Source organism: Aurantiacibacter hainanensis (genome assembly GCF_036321025.1).
GTDB lineage: Bacteria > Pseudomonadota > Alphaproteobacteria > Sphingomonadales > Sphingomonadaceae > Alteraurantiacibacter > Alteraurantiacibacter hainanensis.
Genome location: NZ_JAZAPB010000002.1, coordinates 584,208 through 602,433 on the forward strand (window position 1 = coordinate 584,208; position 18,226 = coordinate 602,433).

Annotated in this window: 29 protein-coding genes; 15 read left to right on the forward strand and 14 right to left on the reverse strand. The window is 64.9% G+C overall.

All coding sequences use genetic code 11. The features are described from left to right. Positions 1–8: 8 nt before the first annotated feature. Positions 9–464 (reverse strand): YaiI/YqxD family protein, encoded by a 456-nt coding sequence (locus AAA989_RS10280; protein ID WP_338245504.1) that lies wholly within the window; start codon positions 462–464, stop codon positions 9–11. Between the two features lie 81 nt (positions 465–545). Then, a complete protein-coding gene (locus tag AAA989_RS10285) occupies positions 546–680 on the reverse strand; it encodes a hypothetical protein (RefSeq protein ID WP_338243244.1) in 135 nt (44 codons plus the stop codon). Between the two features lie 235 nt (positions 681–915). Here AAA989_RS10285 and AAA989_RS10290 point away from each other — a divergent pair, with 235 nt between their 5' ends. The 6 genes from AAA989_RS10290 to AAA989_RS10315 all read left to right on the forward strand — a co-directional run bounded on the left by AAA989_RS10290 (position 916) and on the right by AAA989_RS10315 (position 3,637). Next, positions 916–1,116, forward strand: coding sequence for a hypothetical protein (locus tag AAA989_RS10290; RefSeq protein WP_338243247.1), 201 nt, complete (start codon positions 916–918; stop codon positions 1,114–1,116). Positions 1,117–1,348: 232 nt separating this feature from the next. Then, positions 1,349–1,561: a cold-shock protein gene (locus AAA989_RS10295; RefSeq protein WP_338243249.1), complete on the forward strand. Its 213-nt coding sequence runs from the start codon at positions 1,349–1,351 to the stop codon at positions 1,559–1,561. Positions 1,562–1,682: 121 nt separating this feature from the next. Next, on the forward strand, positions 1,683–1,946 hold the full coding sequence (locus AAA989_RS10300) for a hypothetical protein (RefSeq protein ID WP_338243251.1): 264 nt from the start codon (positions 1,683–1,685) through the stop codon (positions 1,944–1,946). A 233-nt stretch (positions 1,947–2,179) separates the two neighbouring features. Continuing rightward, on the forward strand, positions 2,180–2,521 hold the full coding sequence (locus AAA989_RS10305) for a hypothetical protein (RefSeq protein ID WP_338243252.1): 342 nt from the start codon (positions 2,180–2,182) through the stop codon (positions 2,519–2,521). Positions 2,522–2,532: 11 nt separating this feature from the next. Further along, complete coding sequence (locus AAA989_RS10310) at positions 2,533–2,940, forward strand: nuclear transport factor 2 family protein (protein ID WP_338243254.1); 408 nt, start codon at positions 2,533–2,535, stop codon at positions 2,938–2,940. A gap of 70 nt (positions 2,941–3,010) precedes the next feature. Continuing rightward, the gene (locus AAA989_RS10315) at positions 3,011–3,637 is read left to right on the forward strand and encodes a dioxygenase family protein (RefSeq protein ID WP_338243256.1); all 627 of its coding nucleotides are present in this window, start codon (positions 3,011–3,013) and stop codon (positions 3,635–3,637) included. A 6-nt stretch (positions 3,638–3,643) separates the two neighbouring features. Here the strand turns inward: AAA989_RS10315 and AAA989_RS10320 are convergent, their stop codons facing one another. Further along, on the reverse strand, positions 3,644–3,982 hold the full coding sequence (locus AAA989_RS10320) for an Mpo1-like protein (RefSeq protein ID WP_338243258.1): 339 nt from the start codon (positions 3,980–3,982) through the stop codon (positions 3,644–3,646). A gap of 306 nt (positions 3,983–4,288) precedes the next feature. Here AAA989_RS10320 and AAA989_RS10325 point away from each other — a divergent pair, with 306 nt between their 5' ends. The 3 genes from AAA989_RS10325 to AAA989_RS10335 all read left to right on the forward strand — a co-directional run bounded on the left by AAA989_RS10325 (position 4,289) and on the right by AAA989_RS10335 (position 5,976). Then, positions 4,289–4,693: a DUF6491 family protein gene (locus tag AAA989_RS10325; RefSeq protein ID WP_338243260.1), complete on the forward strand. Its 405-nt coding sequence runs from the start codon at positions 4,289–4,291 to the stop codon at positions 4,691–4,693. Positions 4,694–4,845: 152 nt separating this feature from the next. Beyond that, positions 4,846–5,424, forward strand: coding sequence for a fasciclin domain-containing protein (locus AAA989_RS10330; protein WP_338243261.1), 579 nt, complete (start codon positions 4,846–4,848; stop codon positions 5,422–5,424). Positions 5,425–5,523: 99 nt separating this feature from the next. Then, positions 5,524–5,976 carry a DUF3429 domain-containing protein gene (locus tag AAA989_RS10335; RefSeq protein ID WP_338243263.1) on the forward strand — a complete coding sequence of 151 codons (453 nt, stop codon included), beginning with the start codon at positions 5,524–5,526 and terminating at the stop codon, positions 5,974–5,976. 19 nt (positions 5,977–5,995) lie between these two features. Here the strand turns inward: AAA989_RS10335 and AAA989_RS10340 are convergent, their stop codons facing one another. Further along, a complete protein-coding gene (locus AAA989_RS10340; protein WP_338243265.1) occupies positions 5,996–6,517 on the reverse strand; it encodes a hypothetical protein in 522 nt (173 codons plus the stop codon). A gap of 167 nt (positions 6,518–6,684) precedes the next feature. Between AAA989_RS10340 and AAA989_RS10345 the strand changes: the two genes are divergently transcribed. Next, a complete protein-coding gene (locus AAA989_RS10345; RefSeq protein WP_338243267.1) occupies positions 6,685–7,119 on the forward strand; it encodes a COG3650 family protein in 435 nt (144 codons plus the stop codon). On the opposite strand, the gene AAA989_RS10350 is transcribed toward AAA989_RS10345, so the two are convergent. Beyond that, positions 7,116–8,549, reverse strand: coding sequence for a S41 family peptidase (locus AAA989_RS10350; RefSeq protein ID WP_338243269.1), 1,434 nt, complete (start codon positions 8,547–8,549; stop codon positions 7,116–7,118). The genes AAA989_RS10345 and AAA989_RS10350 overlap by 4 nt on opposite strands. Before the next feature lie 215 nt (positions 8,550–8,764). On the opposite strand from AAA989_RS10350, the gene AAA989_RS10355 reads away from it, so the two are divergent. The 4 genes from AAA989_RS10355 to AAA989_RS10370 all read left to right on the forward strand — a co-directional run bounded on the left by AAA989_RS10355 (position 8,765) and on the right by AAA989_RS10370 (position 11,605). Next, entirely contained in the window at positions 8,765–9,358 is a 594-nt protein-coding gene (locus tag AAA989_RS10355; protein WP_338243271.1) for a YbhB/YbcL family Raf kinase inhibitor-like protein, read from the forward strand. Positions 9,359–9,416: 58 nt separating this feature from the next. Then, a complete protein-coding gene (locus tag AAA989_RS10360) occupies positions 9,417–9,668 on the forward strand; it encodes an SWIB/MDM2 domain-containing protein (RefSeq protein WP_119586923.1) in 252 nt (83 codons plus the stop codon). Positions 9,669–9,892: 224 nt separating this feature from the next. Further along, positions 9,893–11,152, forward strand: a complete 1,260-nt coding sequence (locus AAA989_RS10365) for a gallate dioxygenase (protein WP_338243276.1) — start codon at positions 9,893–9,895, stop codon at positions 11,150–11,152. Positions 11,153–11,233: 81 nt separating this feature from the next. Next, a complete protein-coding gene (locus AAA989_RS10370; RefSeq protein ID WP_338243279.1) occupies positions 11,234–11,605 on the forward strand; it encodes a cytochrome c in 372 nt (123 codons plus the stop codon). A 31-nt stretch (positions 11,606–11,636) separates the two neighbouring features. On the opposite strand, the gene AAA989_RS10375 is transcribed toward AAA989_RS10370, so the two are convergent. The 7 genes from AAA989_RS10375 to dapD form a co-directional block, all read right to left on the reverse strand. Continuing rightward, a complete protein-coding gene (locus tag AAA989_RS10375; RefSeq protein WP_338243281.1) occupies positions 11,637–12,050 on the reverse strand; it encodes a DoxX family protein in 414 nt (137 codons plus the stop codon). Next, positions 12,047–12,493, reverse strand: a complete 447-nt coding sequence (locus AAA989_RS10380; protein ID WP_338243283.1) for a cupin domain-containing protein — start codon at positions 12,491–12,493, stop codon at positions 12,047–12,049. The genes AAA989_RS10375 and AAA989_RS10380 overlap by 4 nt, the downstream gene beginning before the upstream one ends. A gap of 19 nt (positions 12,494–12,512) precedes the next feature. Next, entirely contained in the window at positions 12,513–12,941 is a 429-nt protein-coding gene (locus tag AAA989_RS10385; protein ID WP_338243285.1) for a DUF1810 domain-containing protein, read from the reverse strand. Then, on the reverse strand, positions 12,931–13,122 hold the full coding sequence (locus tag AAA989_RS10390; RefSeq protein ID WP_338243286.1) for a DUF3008 family protein: 192 nt from the start codon (positions 13,120–13,122) through the stop codon (positions 12,931–12,933). Before AAA989_RS10390 ends, AAA989_RS10385 begins: the two co-directional genes overlap by 11 nt. Then, complete coding sequence (locus tag AAA989_RS10395; protein ID WP_338243288.1) at positions 13,122–13,349, reverse strand: hypervirulence associated TUDOR domain-containing protein; 228 nt, start codon at positions 13,347–13,349, stop codon at positions 13,122–13,124. The genes AAA989_RS10390 and AAA989_RS10395 overlap by 1 nt, the downstream gene beginning before the upstream one ends. Positions 13,350–13,438: 89 nt before the next feature. Further along, complete coding sequence (locus AAA989_RS10400) at positions 13,439–13,600, reverse strand: hypothetical protein (RefSeq protein ID WP_338243290.1); 162 nt, start codon at positions 13,598–13,600, stop codon at positions 13,439–13,441. Between the two features lie 104 nt (positions 13,601–13,704). Beyond that, positions 13,705–14,544 (reverse strand): 2,3,4,5-tetrahydropyridine-2,6-dicarboxylate N-succinyltransferase, encoded by an 840-nt coding sequence (gene dapD / locus AAA989_RS10405; RefSeq protein WP_338243291.1) that lies wholly within the window; start codon positions 14,542–14,544, stop codon positions 13,705–13,707. A 360-nt stretch (positions 14,545–14,904) separates the two neighbouring features. Here dapD and AAA989_RS10410 point away from each other — a divergent pair, with 360 nt between their 5' ends. After that, positions 14,905–17,100, forward strand: a complete 2,196-nt coding sequence (locus AAA989_RS10410; protein ID WP_338243294.1) for a S8 family serine peptidase — start codon at positions 14,905–14,907, stop codon at positions 17,098–17,100. Here the strand turns inward: AAA989_RS10410 and gmk are convergent. Both gmk and AAA989_RS10420 read right to left on the reverse strand, forming a co-directional pair. After that, on the reverse strand, positions 17,097–17,753 hold the full coding sequence (gene gmk / locus AAA989_RS10415; RefSeq protein WP_338243296.1) for a guanylate kinase: 657 nt from the start codon (positions 17,751–17,753) through the stop codon (positions 17,097–17,099). The two genes, AAA989_RS10410 and gmk, sit on opposite strands and share 4 nt — an antisense overlap. Before the next feature lie 30 nt (positions 17,754–17,783). Next, positions 17,784–18,218, reverse strand: a complete 435-nt coding sequence (locus tag AAA989_RS10420) for a hypothetical protein (RefSeq protein WP_338243298.1) — start codon at positions 18,216–18,218, stop codon at positions 17,784–17,786. Between the last annotated feature and the right edge of the window lie 8 nt (positions 18,219–18,226).

Consider the following 18,226-nt stretch of genomic DNA (forward strand, 5'->3'; position numbering starts at 1 on the left):
GCCGCCCGCTAGCGGCGCATCGCCACGAGCACCCGGTCCAGCGCCTGCAGGAAGCGGGATCGGTCGGCCTTGCTGAACGGTGGCGGTCCGCCTCCCGCGGCGCCCAGCGGACCATCCATGCCGCTGCGTAGGTCCGCCATGATGGCACGGGTGGCAATCGCCGAGCCGATGCTGGCGGTGTCGAAGGGCTTGCCGTTGTGGGCAAGCACCTGCGCGCCTGCCTTGAGGCAACGTTCGGCCAACAGGATGTCGGCGGTGATCACCACGCTGTGCGGTCCGGCGTTGTCGGCGATCCAGTCGTCCGCGGCATCAAAGCCGTCGCCCACGGTCACGCGCTTCACCCGTTCGCTGACAGGCACGCGGAAGGGGCTGTTGCTCACCACGCGCACATGCGCGCCATGGCGCTGGGCGACGCGGTAGATATCCTCCTTCACCGGGCAGGCATCGGCATCGATCAGGATCATTGTAGGCACGGCGCCGGAAGGCAGTTGAGACGAGCGGGTAGTGTCCATCTTGCCCGCCCTAGCGCGCCGGGGCGTGAGCCTCTAGCTGTTCTTCATGTTCTCCAGCCCCTTGACCGCGCCGGGTTTCAGGCTCGGCTGGCTGGCATTCTGCTTCGGCCCCTTGTCCGCCTTGGGTTTGCGGTTTTCGCGGCTTTTCTTCATCTGGCCCTTGGCCATGGTCTTTTCCAATCGGAGCGGAATGCCCCGCGGGCATCCTACGCCCTTTCGCGGCATTGCTTGCATGAATTCGTAATTCGCGCCCATCCGAAACGGCTTCATTGCCCTTTTACCGTTTTAGGTGTATAAAACACCAGCTACCAGTCGAGATCGACGGTCGATGGCCCGCCAGAAGGGCACCGCATCCATCCATTCCGCCTCCTAGCCGCAGCCGCGCCAATTCCGGCGCGCTGCCATGAACAGGACACCGACGATGGATCTCAACCAACTCCTTTCCAACCACCAGCGCGCGATGATGAACCAGCGCAGCGCGAAGTCGCTGGCCGACCGCACGACCTATTTCGACCTGGTCGGTTATTACGAGGAACGCATCCGCAAATTCCGCAGCGGCGCCGGCCTGGCGGGCTATTCCTGGGCCGAGAGACAGCCTCTCTGAGACGCCTCGCAGCGGAAAAGCTGGCCAAACGGCTCCGGGTGCCCTACATAGGCCCCGCTAACGTCGATAGATTGCGACGGACTTCTAGATTTGCCTACCGCCGCTTGCCTCGGGTTCGCCCGTAACAGGCCCCGGCGTTAACCAGACTAAGACTTCCTTTTCGATGACGATACGCACGGCCACGCCGCATGTCGCGGCGGGGCAACACACACGTTCTCGAAAGGAACATGACATGGCCAAGACTGGCACCGTAAAATTCTTCAACGCCGACAAGGGTTATGGCTTCATCCAGCCCGACGACGGCTCCAACGACAGCTTCGTTCACATCAGCGCAGTGCAGGCCGCCGGCATGCAGACGCTCGATAAGGAACAGCGCCTCAACTACGACGTCGAGCAGGGCCGCAACGGCAAGGAAAGCGCCGTGAACCTCTCGGCCGCCGACTGATCATTCATCGCGAGTGATTCCGCCCACGGACGGGTGGGCGGACAGGAAGGCGGAATTGCCTGGCCTCGGGCCAGGTGGTTCCGCCTTCCTGATTTTTACCTTCAGGCAACGAGGCAGACGGATGGCCCAGGGTTATCAATTCTACAAGGATCGCGCCGACGAGGCAGCGGCCGACGCCGACGGCGCCGAACTGGAAAACGTGCGCGAGCGCTATCTGGAGGCGGAGAAAACCTGGCGCGGCCTGGCCGAACAGGCGCGCATGGTGGAGATCGAACGCGCCAAGGCGAGGGAAGTCCGTCGCCAGCGCGACGAGGCCGACGAAGCCGAGAGAGTCGAGGAAGCCGAGAGGGCCGAGGAAGAGTCCGGAAGCTCGTCCGGGGACTAGAGCTCTTTCCTACTTGGCGCGCAGCCTGCCGGGCTGGCAGGCATGCCCGCGCGATGCTCCCCACCCTCGCAAGAGACCGAAAGCCGGCCTTTCCGGGCGGCGCAGGAATTCTGTTTCAGGACACTGTTCCAAGTGTTCCATATTAGCGCTTCCGATCCGCCTCTCGCGAAGGATTTGCGCCTTTCCCCCAGTGCGCTACCTTGCCGCCGGATCCAGCGGAAAAGGCCAGCGGCATGACTGACGCCCCCCATATTCTGAACGACAAGCGCGAACGCCGACGGCTGCCGCTGATCGGCCTCGTGCTCACCGCGATCTACCTCGTGGGACTGGTGATCTACCTTGCCGTGCAGGGGCAGAACCCGGCGGACCTTCGTCTCAATGAACTGGGCGATTTCCTGGGCGGCGTGTCCAGTCCGCTTGCCTTTCTGTGGCTGGTGCTGGGCTTCTTCCAGCAGAGCCGCGAGATACGCCTTTCGAACCAGGCGCTGCACTTGCAGGCGCGCGAGATGCGCCGCAGCGTGGACGAGCACCGCCGACTGGCGGGCGATACCGGCCAGCAGGGGGAACAGGCATGAAGGTGCAGGGGATGAGCGACACCACCGTAAGCAACCGTGCGTTGCTTACGGAGGCCTTCGCGAAGCTGGAACACGGCGATCCCAGCGCCTTCCTGCCGCTGTTCGATGAAAGCATCACCTGGCGGGTGATGGGCACCAGCAACTGGTCGAAGGAAGTCAGCGGCCTCGCGAACGTGGAGCGCGACCTGATGGGCCCGCTGTTCGCCCGCTTCGCAGGGCCCTACAGGAACATCCCCGAACTGGTTCTGGCCGATGGCGATCACGTCGTCGTGCTGGCCAGGGGGCACGCCGAGACGGTGGACGGCAAGGTCTACGCCAACGAATACTGCTTCGTCTTCCGCCTGGCGGAAGGGAAGATCGTGGAGGTGCGCGAATACCTCGACACCAGGCTGGCGGACGCCGTGCTGGGGCAGGGGTGAATGGACTTCGCCCGCGAAGGGGCGTAACTTCCCGGTCACGGGTCGCGCTCTCCTGCGGAGATGCGACAGCATGACTCAGTCCTCACGCATATCGCGGCGCGCGTTCACCGCCGGGGCGCTGGCCAGCGCAGCCATTGCCAGACCGGCCCTCGCACAGCTCGCCGCAACCCCGGGATCGCCCATCGGCCCGTTCTATCCCAGCAGCTATCGCGGGGAAACCGACGCCGATTTCACCCGCCTTGCCGGCCATGCGGAGCGGGCTGCCGGTCAGATCATCGAGGTGGTGGGCCGGGTGCTGGATGCGCGCGGCAATCCCATTGCCGGGGCGCAACTGGATATCTGGCAGGCGAACGCGCACGGCCGCTACGCGCATCCGCAGGATCCCGCGGTCATGCCGCTCGATCCCAACTTCCAGGGCTTCGGCCGGATCGCGACCGGCGGCGATGGCAGCTGGCATCTCACCACGGTGAAGCCGGGTAGCTACGACAGCCCCATCGGCTGGCGCACGCCGCACATCCACATGGACGTGACCGGCGTGGATTCGCGCAAGATCGTGCAGATGTACTTCCCCGAGGAAGAGGAAATGAACGCGCGCGACGACCTGCTGAACGCGCTCGGCACCGCCGGTCCAGCGTCCATCGCCTCTGCGCTGGGCGATCACCGGTACAGCTGGGATATCGTCCTGATCGAGACGTAGGAGGCGCTAGTCGCGCTTGCCCACACCGGCGCGGTCCAGCTCCGGTCCCAGTCGCCCTGTCAGCCACATCCACCACATGCGGAAATCGGCCGCCAGGCTCCACAGCGGATAGGTGAAGGTGGCCGGGCGGTTCTTCTCTACCGTGAAGTGGGCGAGCCAGGCGAAGAAATAGCCCGCCACCGGCATCGCGAGCAGCCACAGCCAGCGGCCTGTAACCACCGCGAACAGCGCCACGGCGACTACCAGCGTCGTGCCGACATAGTGCAGGGCGCGCGTGCGGGGCCGCGAGTGTTCGCGCAGGTAGTAAGGCCAGAAGGCGGCGAAGGAGGTGTATTGCCGAGGCATCGCGTGGAGTTTGCGCCAATCGCGAACGGGAAACAAGCGGCCCAAACGAGGATCGCACCAGTGCCATCTCGGGCTGCTGGTGCGATCGACCGCCATGCCTGGCGTTACCCGCTGTCCGGCGGGCTCGAGGACCGTGGTTGGGTTGGGTAACCCGGTCCGTTGCATTCGCTGTGACACCCGGCCTGCGCCTCTGCCGGGACCGTTTCCAGCGGTTTGGTGCAGGGCGTGTGCGGAATGCGGCAGGATGCTGTCGGAACCCCGGTCCCGGCTACCTGGTTGGGAAAGACAATGGAGGAGAGAGAAGCCATGAAACGATACCAATGCGGTTCCGCCGTCGCCGTGGCCCTTGCGCTTGCCGCCTGCGCACCAGTCGAGCGCGCCGGGCCGGATGAATACGATGCCGTTCTCGCCAATCTCGACACGAGCCGCGCCTGTTTCTTCACGCGCGAGGTCAACGGATATTCGAATGCACCGGAGGCATCGCCCGGCAACGAACGGATCTACATCGACACCGGCGTGAACGAACGCTGGCTTCTGGAAACGATGGGCACCTGCCCGGAACTGGATTTCAGCCAGCGCATTGCCCTGGATACCCGCAGTTCGACCAGCGTATGCACCGGCAACCTGGAAAACCTGCTCGTGCCCTCGTTCACTCCGGGGGACTTCGATCGGTGTCCCGTGCGCGTTCTGGGACGGGTGATCGAGGAATAAAGCGCGAATTTCGGCTCTCGAACGCGGATACGTGCTTTCGGGCAGGTCCGGAACAACACGGTATGGCAGTCCATTTCAGCGGTGAACGACCGGGTCCGTTGGGCCGCGTCGCGGCACGCCGTCCGGTCATCAGCAGAGCAAGGAACTCCAGAATGAAGACCCTCCATTTCCTCACCGCTTCCGCCGCCGCCCTAGCCTTGGCCGCATGCGGCGAACCCGCCGAAGACACGGCGATGGAAGACGACACCATGATGGCCGATGAAATGGCCAACGCTGAGGCGACCACGCCCGGCACGATCGTGGAAGTCGCGCAGGGCAACCCCGACTTCTCCACGCTCGTCAGCGCCGTGACGGCGGCTGAACTGGGCGAGACGCTTTCGGGCGCAGGCCCCTACACCGTCTTCGCGCCGACCAACGCCGCTTTCGACGCCCTGCCCGAAGGCACGGTCGAGACGCTGACGACCGAAGACACCGAGCAGCTCGGCAACATCCTCACCTACCACGTCGTGCCCAGCGAAGTGATGGCGGCTGACCTGACGTCCGCGATCGAGAGCGCCGGCGAAGGTGGCTACACCATCGAGACCGTGAACGGCGGCACGCTGACGGCGATGCTTGAAGGCGGCAACGTCGTGCTTACTGACGCCCAGGGCAATACGGCCACCGTCACCGCGACGGATGTCGATGCCTCGAACGGTGTGATCCACGTGATCGACACCGTGCTGATGCCGTAACCCGGCAATCACCACCGAGACGCGAAAAGGGCGGGCCTTGACGGGCTCGCCCTTTTTCTCGTTCTTACGATTGACCCCGTAAGTGTGTAGAATGGCACCATGAAATCGACGCCCCAGCCCGCGCGCTTTCTCGGCTACGCCGGATTGCTGCCGCAGATCGCCTGCCTCGGCGCAGCCTGGTTCGGCCCGCCCGAATGGCGCTGGAGCGCGCTGGCAATCGGCTGGGCATATGCTGCCCTGATTCTCAGTTTCCTCGGTGGGCTCTGGTGGGGACTCGCGTCGGGCTCTCCGGACGAAGGTCGCAGGGCGCCCGACTGGCTCTGGCTGGCCGCCGTCATGCCGAGCCTGCTCGCCCTTGGAACCTACGTGCCGTGGGTCTTCGGCTATGAGTGGCCGGGCCCGTCGCTGGTCGTATTGGGGGTGGCAATCGTGCTGAGCGCGCTGGTCGACACCAGGCTGGTGACGATCAGGCCGTCCTGGTGGCTGTCGCTGCGCTTTCCGCTTTCGCTGGGGCTGGGCGGGGCGACGCTGCTGCTAGGCCTGGCGGCCTGACCCTATGCCGGGCCGGCCGTTACTGGCGCAGGGCCAGTTCGCGGCGCACGTCGACGACCTTGGGCTGGCCCCTGCGCGGTTCCGGAACGGCGACTTCCACCGGTCCCGTCTGGGCGGCTCCCGGCTCGAACTCACCCGCCGCCACGGCCTCGGCGGATTCGCCGGTCCGGGCCTGTTCACTCGCGGCATAGTGGGCGATCTCGCGGTCGTCATAGCGAACGGTGGTGTCCTGCCGGTAGTAGTAGCCAGGCTCCACGGCGCGGGCAGCGCGTTCATCCAGCGCGCCATCGTTCCAGCGCGCCTCCAGGTAAGTGAGGTTCTCCTCCGTATGCGCCTGATAGCGGTCGAGGGCATCGTACCGATCGCGGAACCGGCCACGCATGGCGAGTTCATGCACCTCCACGACGCCTTCCGGGGTTTCCATCGCGTAGTGATCGGGCAGGCGCGGGTTCGTGCGCGGGGCGGCATTCCCCGTCGCGTACGGACGATCGGGCAGGGAGGCGGTGACATCGGTTGCGGTCGAAAGCGGTTCGGCGCTCATATGCTGGCCGGCGAGAGCGCCGACTATCGGGGTTATCGCGAACGCACCCACCAACCAGGGCGAAATTCTCATCGGAGTTCTCCGGATTTTAACATTTCTTGCCGTGTCAACGCCTTGCACCGGGATTGCGTTCCGGCCAGCAAGGGGGCCGCCCGAAGGACAACAAGATGGAGAATCCGATGCGCACCATGATCGTCAGCCTCGGCTGTGCCCTGCTGCTGGCTGCCTGCAGTTCGGAGGGCGCACAGAACGTTCCGGGCAATAGCGAAGACGAGCAGGCCTATTCCGGGATCGCGGAAGATGCCGTCATACGGCTGACGGGGACGGAACCGTTCTGGGGCGCAACGATAGAAGGCGGCACGCTGACCTACACGACGCCGGAGAACATGGACGGCACGCGAGGGGCGGTCACGCGCTTTGCCGGGCGGGGCGGTCTTTCGTTCAGCGGAGAGCTGGACGGCCAGCCGCTCGACCTGGCGATCACGCCTGCCGAGTGTTCGGACGGCATGAGCGACCGGACCTATCCGTACGTCGCGACCTTGCAACTCGGCACAGAGCAGCGACAGGGCTGCGCATGGCTGGAGGGCGAGCCGCCCGCCTAGTAGACGCCCGGTGCCTCGTGCTCGATCACCGTGCTGGGGCGATCGGGCTGCAACAGCTCGCGTCCGCCCACGGACTGGGTGGTCGCCGGACCGCCCGCAATCGGCGTGCAGCTGCGCCCGGCAAGGAAATCCAGCGCCGTCGCCAGCATGTCCTCGTTCGGATCGCCGAAGTCGGCCGTCAGGTCGTCGACCGCCCGGCAGCTGTTGGGTACGGTCGTGGCCAGGCCGTCGAAGTATTCGCCGTTGCCGTTGGCGTTCTCCAGCTTGAAGGTCAGGATGCGCAGGCGATCGTCGCATTCCGGCAGGTCGAAGGCGGATTGCCCCACCGGCTTGCCGAAGGTGTTCTCGCCGATCAGGGCCATGTCGTCCTGGATATAGGGCTGCATGCCGTTGATCAGCGCCTCGCTGGCAGAGGCGCTGCCGGACGTGGTGATGAAGGCGATGCGGGTGGGCGCGATGGACTGCGAGCGCGCGTCGAAGCGATAGGTTTCGTCGAACTGGTTCTTGCTGTCGCGGAAGGCAATCGTCTCGAAGATCTGTCCGTCGAGATTGCGGGCCATCATGTCGCCGAAGAACTCGTTCACGTTGATGCCGCCGCCGCCGTTGTATCGCAGGTCGATCACCAGCTCCGTCACCCCGTTGGCGCGGAAATCGGCGAAGGCATCGCGCAGGTCGTCGATGGCGGGATCGATGAAGTTGGTCAGGCGGACATAGCCCACCCGCTTGCCGCCATCGTTGATGATCTGCGCCCCGTAGCGCGGCACGGGATCGAGTTCGTATTCGCTCTTCGCGATACTGACCTCGCGCTGGACACCGCTGGCATCCACGATCCGCAACACCCGGCTGACGCCCGGATCGGGCGGGCCGAGGGCATTGATCACCGCCTCGGGTCCGCCGGTAGCCATCAGGCTGTTGACCGTCTGGATGTTCGACGAAGTTGTGCCGATGCCCAGCAGTTCGGTGCCGCGTTCGATATTCGCGCCAAGGGCGGGCGTATCGTCGAAGGTCTCCGCCACGAACACGCGGCGATTGGCCAGATCGTAGCTCAGGCGAAAGCCGAAGCCGGCGCTGGCGCCGCTGTTGAAGAAGGCGTTTTCGGCCTCGATCGAGGTGATGTAGCTGAAGAACCGATCCTTGTTCTGTGCGCGGGCAGGAGCGACCAGGGCATCGATGTAGCCCTGTACCGTGCTGTAATCGTCGGGGTTCACGCCCGTCGCCAGCAGCGAGGGGAAGAGATACCATTCGTCCAGCACGTCAGCCGCGAATTCCTGTCGCGTCTCCAGCGAGCAGCTTGCCGTCGTCGAGGTCGGCGATGGCGTGGGGCCGGGCGAGGTCGCCACCGGCGATGGCGTGGGCGTGCCACCCCCGCCGCCGCAAGAAACCGCCATTCCAAGGCAGGCAAGGGAAAGCGCGATCTTCGACGTACGCATGAAAATGTCCCGGAAAATTAGACGATTGGTGGCGATGCCCGTTGAAGTGAAAGAGCTAACCCGCCCGTGCGGTTCTGGCAAGCCGAAGCTCGGGAAGCGCGGTAGGAGCCTGCAATCGTGCAACTTTCCCACGCAGTTCGCGCACCGCCCTTGAAAAGCGCCCGCGCTTTCTGCACATCGCGCCCACGGCTTCGCACTGACCTGAGGAATTCCCGATGCTCGAACACGTACCCGCCTGGCTTGGCAAGGCCCTTCGCAACGTCCGCGCGGGCCATGGCAAGCTGACGGTGGCAAAGCTGGGCGAGGAGGGCATGATCGGCAAATCGGGCTTCGCGCTGAAGTCCGCCGCCTTCCAGGATGGGCAGGCGCTCGACCCGTGCTTTACCGCCGACGAGGAGGACGCCGTCGCGCCGCCCCTCGAATGGTCCGCGCCGCCTCCGGGCACGCAGGAACTGGTGCTGGTGGTGGAGGACCCCGATGCGCCCGCGCCGCAGCCGTTCTGTCACTGGCTGGTCTGGGGTCTCCCCGGCCAGAAGGGGCAGCTTCTCGAAGGGGAAGTCCCGCCGCGCGTGGGCAAGAATTCCTTCGGCAATTCCGAGTGGCTGCTGCCCGATCCGCCTACGGGCCACGAAGCGCACGACTACGTCTTCCAGCTGTTCGCACTGGATCTGCCCCTGGTGCAGATGCCCGGTGCCGAGCGGGACGAAATTGTCGAGGCGATGAAGGGCCACGTGCTGGGCGTGGCGGTGCTGACCGGAACATACGCCCGCGAAGAAGGCGGGGATTACGACTTGACCGATGAAGACTAAGCTTGCCGAAGGGTGCTAGGCACCTTCGGCTATTTTTGAGTGAAAGGATACCAAGGAAATGGCTGCCAAGAACAACGCGCTGAACAAGCCGGTGAACCTCTCGTCGGACCTGGAAGCGGTGGTCGGCAAGGGTCCGATGACCCGCGCCGAGGTGACCAAGAAGGTTTGGGATCATATCAAGGCTAACAACCTGCAGGATTCCAAGGACAAGCGGATGATCAACCCCGACGCCAAGCTGGGCGCGGTGATCGGCAACGATCAGATCTCCATGTTCAAGATGACCGGTGCCGTCTCCAAGCACATGAGCTGACGAGACCACCGGGTTTTCCGGAAGAAAAGGCGGGCGCGCGGCGAAAGCTGCGCGCCCGTTTTGCTTGGCGCATCAGGGGCCACCAGAGGATATTTCGATTTCAGATATCCGAACGTTTCGCATTTGCGGATTATTGACTTGCCGCAAAGCCACCTCACATGTCATTCTCTAGGGAAGAACAGCAGGCGGGCTGTTAGTCCGCTCGAGAGGAAAGGTTGTTTCACATGGCCCAGATCGTCGGTGGCGTTGCCACATCGCACACCCCCACCATCGCCTTCGCGAAGGATGCGAAGAAATTCGACGATCCGGTATGGAAGCCGATCTTCGAAGGTTACGAGCCGGTGCAGGAGTGGTTTCGCGAGAAGAAGCCCGACGTGCTGGTCTATATCTACAACGACCACATGACCTCGTTCTTCGAGCACTACAGCCATTTCGCGCTGGGCGTGGGCGAGGAATTCAAGGCGGCGGACGAGGGCGGCGGCCCGCGCGACATCCCGGCCATCAAGGGCGACCCCGAATTCGCCCAGCACGTTGCCAAGGTGATGGTCGCGAACGAGTTCGACCTCAGCTATTTCCAGGGCAAGGGCCTCGATCACGGCGCCTTCTCGCCCCTATCCGTCATGGTCGACTACGACGAGGACGGCTGGGCCTGCAAGCTGCTGCCGGTGGTGTGCGGGGTGCTCACCGTGCCGCTGCCCAGCGCGCGCCGTTTCTACAAGTTCGGCAAGAGCCTGCGCCAGGCGATCCTGTCGTATCCCAAGGATATCAAGGTGGCCATTGCCGGCACCGGCGGCCTATCGCACCAGGTCCATGGCGAGGGCTGCGGCTTCAACAATCCCGAATGGGATCACCAGTTCATGGACATGCTGGAAAAGGATCCCGAGGCGCTGCTCGACTATCCCATCGCCAAGCTTGCCGAACTGGGCGGCTGGGAAGGGGCCGAGGTGGTCATGTGGCTGATGATGCGCGGGGCGCTGTCCGCCGACGTGGAAGCCACGCACAAGACCTATTTCCTCCCCTCCATGTGTCCGATCGCCACGATGATCTTCGAGGAAAAGACCAAGGACGCGCCCGTCGAGGATCCGGAGAAGACGCGCGAGCGCGCCAACTGGGACTATCAGGGGGCGGAGGACATGGAGGGTACCTATCCCTTCACCATCGAGCGCAGCGTGAAGGGCTTCCGCCTCAATCATTTCCTCCATTCGCTGACCGACCCGACCGTGCGCGGCAAGTTCCGCACCGACGAGGAAGCGACGATGGAGGAGGCCGGGCTGACCCACCACGAAAAGCGCCTGGTCCGCGAACGCGACTGGATCGGCATGATCCACTACGGCGTGATCTTCTTCATGCTGGAGAAGCTGGGTGCCGTCACCGGCATCGGGAACATCGACATCTACGCCGCGATGAAGGGCATGAGCGTCCCGGAATTCCAGAAGACGCGCAACGCGCAGATCAACTACGGCGTGGCCGGCAAGGAAGACTGAGGCGCAGGCCTTGCCGATCCGGGGACCGCTTCCCCGCAGGAAGACGTCACAGACGAGCTTGGAGCAATCGGCATGGCCGTGATGAGTCAGGGTATTTTCCGGAGATGTGCGAAGTGGGCGCCGGGGGCGGCATCGCTGCTGTTGCTTGCCGCCTGCACCACCGCGCCAGACCCAGCCCCCTACGAGGGCAATGCCTCGATGGGCATGCTCATCGCGCGCGATTCCTGCAGCAGCTGTCACGCCGTGTCGCTGGTGGGGCAATCGCCCGACGAGGGTGCACCGGCCTTCCGTGAGGTGATCAACCGGCCGGGCATGGCACATGATGAACTGGCGAACTGGTTGAACGACGCGCACAACTATCCGGTCGAGATGGGCGTGCACCTGGAGCCCCATCAGGTGGACTCGCTTGTTGCCTACATGCAGCGCATGCAGGCCGGGGAGGATGCCGACTAGACCTCGACCGAGGCCTGTCGATGCAGTCGCCCTAGCGCTGGGTGGCGGCTCGACGCCGGAAAGGCCAGTCCGTCACCCGTCCGCACCACAGGGCCAGCCAGATGATGACCGGCTGAGCCAGCATCCTCGGCACGTGGTAGGCCAGGCCCCAGCCACCGTCCTCGCTGGCCATGTCCATCAGCATGTGATTGACGTTCGCGGGCCATACGCAAAGCGCATAGAGCGCAAGGCCGATGCCGCCCGCCTTCCGAATTTCTCGCGACCAGGGCTGGGCAAGGGCGATCGCGCCCACGATCTCGGCCGCGCCGGTCAGCATTATCACGCTTTCGGGAAAGGGAACCCAGTCCGGCGTGATGCGCAGGAACGGGTCCGGTCCTGCCAGATGCCGGTATCCCGCATAGGCATAGAACGCCGCGAGCAGATAGGTGAGAACGCCGCGGATCACGGAAGCGGGTCGCCCGGCTGCCAACCCAGAGGTGCAAGGGTGAAGCCGGAGAATTCGAACGCGGGCGAGACGACGCAGGAAACCAGGGCGTAGTCGTATTCGCCTTCAAGGGTTTCGGCAGCCTGCCACTCCCCTGGCCGGACCACCTGCTGCACGCGGTCGCCGGCGGCAAGGTCGGGTCCGAGACGTATTTCCGCCGTGTCCACACCGGTCGGATCGGCGAGCGAGAGCTTCAGCGGATTGCCGGAATGCCACAGCCAGATTTCCGTCGCATCGACCTTGTGCCAGTGCGAGTGCTGTCCGGCTTCGAGCAGGAAGTGGATTGCCGTCGCGCTGCCGCGCTCGCCTGCCGGTGCCTCTGCCCGCCAGGTTTCCCGATACCAGCCGCCCTCGGGATGCTGTTCGAGCGACAGCATGTCGATCAGTTCGCTTGCGCTGCTCATGCTGGGCACTCTGCCCGGCTCACCCGAGCTTTTCCAGTGTGGCCTTGTCGCGCTGCCCGCCGCACATCGCATCAAGCGCCTTTGCGAATGGCTCGGGCTCTTCGGCCACGGCTTCGAACAGGGTCATGGAACTGCGGAATTTCAGCGCGTCGATAGGGCCGAGGATTTCGAGCGGGGTGCGTTCGCCGGCGTGATCGAGCATGGCTTGCGTGCATTCCAGCAGCCGCGGGCCGAGCAGCTCGTGTTCGAGATAGGCATGCGCTTCCTCGCGCCCGAAGATGGCATAGGCGCGGGCATTGGCGCTCAGCCCCAGGCCGAGAACCTGCGGGAATATGTACCACATCCAGTGTGTGCGCTTTTGCCCCGCGCGCAGTTCTTCCAGCGCTGTGCCGTAAACGCCTGCCTGCGCCCGCACGAAACGATCAAGACGCGCGCGTTCAGTCGTCACTGTCGACCTTGTCGGGCAATCCTTCACGGTCGGTAGAGGCGAAGTCTTCCAGTTCGTCTTCCGACATCGATTCGTACATTTGCTTGGACGCGCCTTGCAGGTCGGAAACCTTGGTTTCGCCGCGCTTGGCGGAAAGGGCCGCGCCGGCGGCCTTCTGCTGGGCTTTCGACTTGGCGGGCATCAGTCCTGCGCCTCCAGCTCGGAGCCAAGCTTGAGCGCCTGGTCGCCGTCCTCTTGTTTGACGAGATAGGCAGGGTTGTCGGCATCGCCCTTGCGGGTGATTTCGCTGCCCTGAAGGGTGCGCTTCACTTCACGTTCGAAGCGTTCCTCGATCTGGCCACGGGCGGTGCCGTTGCCCCAGTCCCATTTGACGTACTGGCCGGTCTGGAAACTGTTGGACTTGCTCATCTTCGGGTTCCTTGCGTTGATCGCAATTGTCGAACCCGCGCAGGCTTGGGGAAGTTCCCCGTTATGCGGCCGGGGCCGCCGAAACGGGCTCAGCCGGCCGAAAAGAGCGCCCCGGCGATCCAGATGACGGACAGGATCAGGATGGCTGCAAGCAGGCTGATAAGCAGCACCCAGCGCACCACGCCTTCCTTGGAGGCGGCGGTGGCGTCGTCATCCTCGATATGGATGCTTTCGTCCTTTTCTTCGGTCATTTCAAATGCCTTCCGTCGTTATTGAGACCCAGTTCCGAATACGGATACCGGTCCTCTCCGTTCCCCGTTTTCGGAAGTTACAGACCAAAGCGGGTATCGGCAAATCAATCGCGCAACAGCTCGTTGATTCCGGTTTTCGCGCGGGTCTGCGCATCGACCGTCTTCACGATCACCGCGCAGTAGAGGGCGGGGCCCGGCGAACCGTCGGCCAGTGGCTTGCCGGGCAGGCTGCCGGGCACCACCACCGCGTAGGGCGGCACTTCGCCGCGATGGATTTCACCGGTTTCGCGGTTCACGATCTTGGTCGAAGCGCCGAGGTAGACGCCCATTGAAAGAACTGCGCCTTCGCCCACGCGCACGCCTTCGGCCACCTCCGCGCGGGCGCCGATGAAGGCACCATCGCCGATGATGACGGGATCGGCCTGCAACGGCTCCAGCACGCCGCCGATGCCCGCACCGCCGGAAATGTGCACGTTCTTGCCGATCTGGGCGCAGGATCCCACTGTTGCCCAGGTATCCACCATCGTGCCTTCATCGACATAGGCGCCGATGTTGACGAAGCTGGGCATCAGCACCGTGTTGCGTCCGATGAAGCTGCCGCGCCGCACGATTGCGCCCGGCACCACGCGAAAACCGGCTTCGGCGAAGCGGTTCTCACCCCAGCCGGCGAACTTGCTGGGCACCTTGTCATAGCCGTCGGCCCCGGCGGATCCGCCCTTGATCACGCGGTTCTCGTTAAGGCGGAAGGACAGGAGGACGGCCTTCTTCAGCCACTGGTTGACCTGCCAGCCACCTTCCCCGTCGGGCTGCGCCACCCGCGCTTCTCCCGCGTCGAGCATGGCCAGGGCCTGTTCGACGGGACCGCGCACGTCGCCGCTGGCGGGCGTTACCTCTCCGCGGTTTTCCCAGGCCTGTTCGATTTCGGCGATGATGTCGGCGGACATTGCTGGTCGCTCCCTGTTCACTCTTTGCTGCTATGCGTTCAGCAAGCGCGGCTAGCCCCTTGGCAGGGCGGACACAAGCACCCACCGGTCTTGCCGCACTACGGCGTTCAGGAAACGTTATGCCCTTCGGCGCCAACAAGCGCATGTAAACAAGGACATGGTTTGACCCCGATCTGGCATTCTTCGCAGCTTCGCAAGGCACGTTGCACCGCGATTCTCGCAAGCCTGGCCGCGCTCTCGGCTTGCGGCGGAGGAGGCGGCGGGACCGTGGTGTCGCCGCCACCCGTGGCCCCCGCACCCACGCCGACACCTGCTCCAGCGCCCACACCTACACCGACACCGACGCCTACACCCACCCCGGTGGCTTTCCCGGTCGTACCGGTGCCCTCGCAGTTCGACACAGCCGAGTTCCGCCGCTCCGATGGACCGGGGCAACACAATGCCACCACGGCCTGGGCCGACGGAGCAACCGGCGACGGGGTCACCATTGCGGTGATCGACACCGGCATCGATCCCGACAGCCCGGAATTCGCGGGGCGGGTTTCTCCCGCCTCGACCGACATCTACGGCAGCCGCGGGATCGAGGGGTCGGACGATCACGGCAACCTCGTGTCGCTGGTGGCGGGCGCGGCACGCAACGGCACGGGCGTGCTGGGCATGGCCTGGGAATCGAACATCCTTGCAATCCGGGCCGACGAACCGGGATCGTGCGCCGGCGACGATCCGCAGGATCCCAACACCGAGTGCGGATTTACCGACACGGCCATTTCACAGTCCATCGACTATGCGGTCGCGAACGATGCCAAGGTCATCAATATCTCGCTCGGCGGGCCGGGCAACATCACGACCGGCCTGCGCGACGCGGTCGACAACGCTGTGGCAGCAGGCGTGCTGGTGGTGGTGGCGGCCGGCAACGATTCGCTCAGCGAGCTGACCCAGTTCGCCCGGTCGATCGGCGAAGCTGGCGATGGCGGCGTGATCGTGGTGGGATCGGTGGACGAGCAGTACAACATCTCGGACTTCACTAACCAGGCCGGCACGAACACCGACTTCTATCTGACCGCGCGCGGCGAAGTGATCTGCTGCGTTTACGAGGACGGTGAAATCTTCGTCGACGACGAGGGCTTCGTCTACCTGTTCTCAGGCACCAGCTTTGCCGCGCCGCAAGTGGCGGGTGCGGCGGCGCTGCTTGCCCAGGCGTTTCCGCACCTGAGCGGCACGCAGATCGCCGAAATCCTTCTCGAAAGCGCCTTCGATGCGGGGGCCAGCGGGGACGATGCCGTATATGGACGCGGGATCCTGAACATCGCCGCGGCCTTCCAGCCCATCGGCACGACGCAGCTGGCCGGGCAGACCACCGCCATGGCCCTTGGCGACAGCGGCGCCATCGGCTCGCCCGCGATGGGCGATGCCTTTGCCACCGCTTCACTGCCAACGCTCGTGACGGACCGATACCAGCGCGCCTTCAGCACCGACCTCGGCGGGTCGCTGCGCGGGGCCGACGTGCCGGAAAGATTGCGCGGCGCGGTGGGCCAGGCCGCCCGGCACCTATCCGCCGGTTCGGAAAAGGCCAGTGTTGCCTTCTCCATCGACGCGAGCGGCCGTCAGCCCCCGCGCGCCGACGTGCTGCGGCTGCACCGGGAGGATGCCGAGCAGGCGCGGGTCCTGGCAGCCAGCGTCGCGCTGAACGTCGCACCCGGCACGCAGCTGGGCTTCGCCTACCGGCAATCGGCCCACGGGCTCGTCGCCGGATTGCAGCAACAGGATCGACCGGCCTTCATGATCGCCACGCGCGGCATCGGCGACGAGGGTATGCTGGCCCAACCGGATAGTGCCGTTGCGCTGCGTCGCCAAGTGGGCGACTGGGGGCTGACGGTGAGCGCGGAAACGGGATCGACCATCACCGCCGCGAACCAGCGCCGCGCCGCCGAAATGCGCGGACGCAGGGCGGAGGAGGACCTCGCCAGCTTCGGCCTGTCCCTCGATCGCCGGTTCGGAGAGCTGGATACGGCGCTGGGCCTGACCTGGATGGCGGAGGACCAGACCGTGCTGGGCGCGCGGTTCCACGAAGGCTTCGGCCTGGCGGGCAGCGATACGCTGTTCCTGGATGCGGAGGCGGGGTGGCGTTTCGCCGATCAATGGCGCCTCGGCGCGGCCTGGCGACAGGGTTTCACGACCCTTCGCAGCGCGTCCTTGCTGGCCGATGGCTCGCGCCTTGGCAGCCAGGCCTGGTCGGTAGACCTGCAGCGCGAAGGCGTGCTGCATGCGGGCGACCGGCTTGCCCTGCGCCTGTCACAGCCGCTGCGCGTGGCTTCGGGCGGGTTGCGGATGAACCTGCCGGTTTCCTTCAGTTACGAGACGCTGACGCCCGAATATGCGGTGCGTACCCTGCAACTCGCGCCGGAAGGGCGAGAGTTCACCGGGGAACTGGCGTGGATCGGGCAACTGTGGGGCGGCAGTGCGGCGGCAAGCCTGTTCGTGCGCAGAGAGCCCGGACACTACGCCGAGGCGCCGGACGATATCGGGGCCGCCCTGCGCTGGTCGCGCCGCTTCTAGGTTTCGGTCATCAGCCAGCGGGTGAAATCGACCAGCCCGGTCTGCCGCGCGCGCTTCATCCGCTCCGCTTCCAGAATGGTCAGAACCTTGTCGTAGCAGGCCTCGATATCGTCGTTGATGACGACATAGTCGTAACCGTCCCAGTGACTGATCTCGAATCGCGCGCGCTCCATCCGCGCGGCGATCACCGCATCGCTATCCGTTCCGCGGGAGCGCAGGCGGCTTTCCAGTTCGGTAATGCTGGGCGGCAGCAGGAAGACCCGCACCACGTCGGTTTCCATCCGCTGGTAGAGCTGCTGCGTGCCCTGCCAGTCGATATCGAAAAGGAAATCGTGCCCGGCCTTCAGGCCTGTCTTGATCTGCGCCTTGGGCGTTCCGTAGCAATTGCCGAAGACCTTCGCCCATTCCAGGAATTCGCCCTTTTCCACCATCGCATCGAAGGCGTGCTGGTCGACGAAATGGTAATCGCGTCCGTCGACCTCGCCTGGCCGCATGGCGCGGGTGGTGACGGAAACCGACATGCCGATGCCGTCCACATCAGCCAGCAGCTTGCGGGCAATGGTGGTTTTCCCCGCTCCCGAAGGGGAGGAAAGGATGAACATCAGCCCGCGACGGGCCAGAGGTTGTGACGATACTGCCGGGGATTCGCTCATGCCCCGCTATCGCGCGCTGCGATGGGGCGATCAAGTGCCCGGGGTAATGGTATCCTTGCTGGCGTCCTCCAGCAGCTCGGCATCGCCCTCGCGCTTGTTGGCACGGCGCGACTTGGAATGGTCGTACAGGACCTTGCCCAGGATGCCGGTGCCGACGATCGCGGCGCCGGGAATGGAGCGGGTAGCGAACTTGGCAACGACAATGGAGCCCAGCGTGCTCACCAGCGAGCGGTTGTTCTTGATTTCCTTGGCGGTCTTGTCGTCATAGCGCTTCTTCAGGAAGGCCTTTTCCACCCCGCCGCGAAGCACGTAGGAGCCCATGCGCATCACCACGTCGGCCAGCATCAGGTTGGTTGCGGGGTTCTCGGTAGGGCCGGGGACGTTGCCCTTGCCGCGCCGCTCGCGCACGCGGCGGCGGATTTCCTCGCGGCTGGGCAGATCGTCGGTGCTGGGCAGTTTGCTCATCGCGTTTC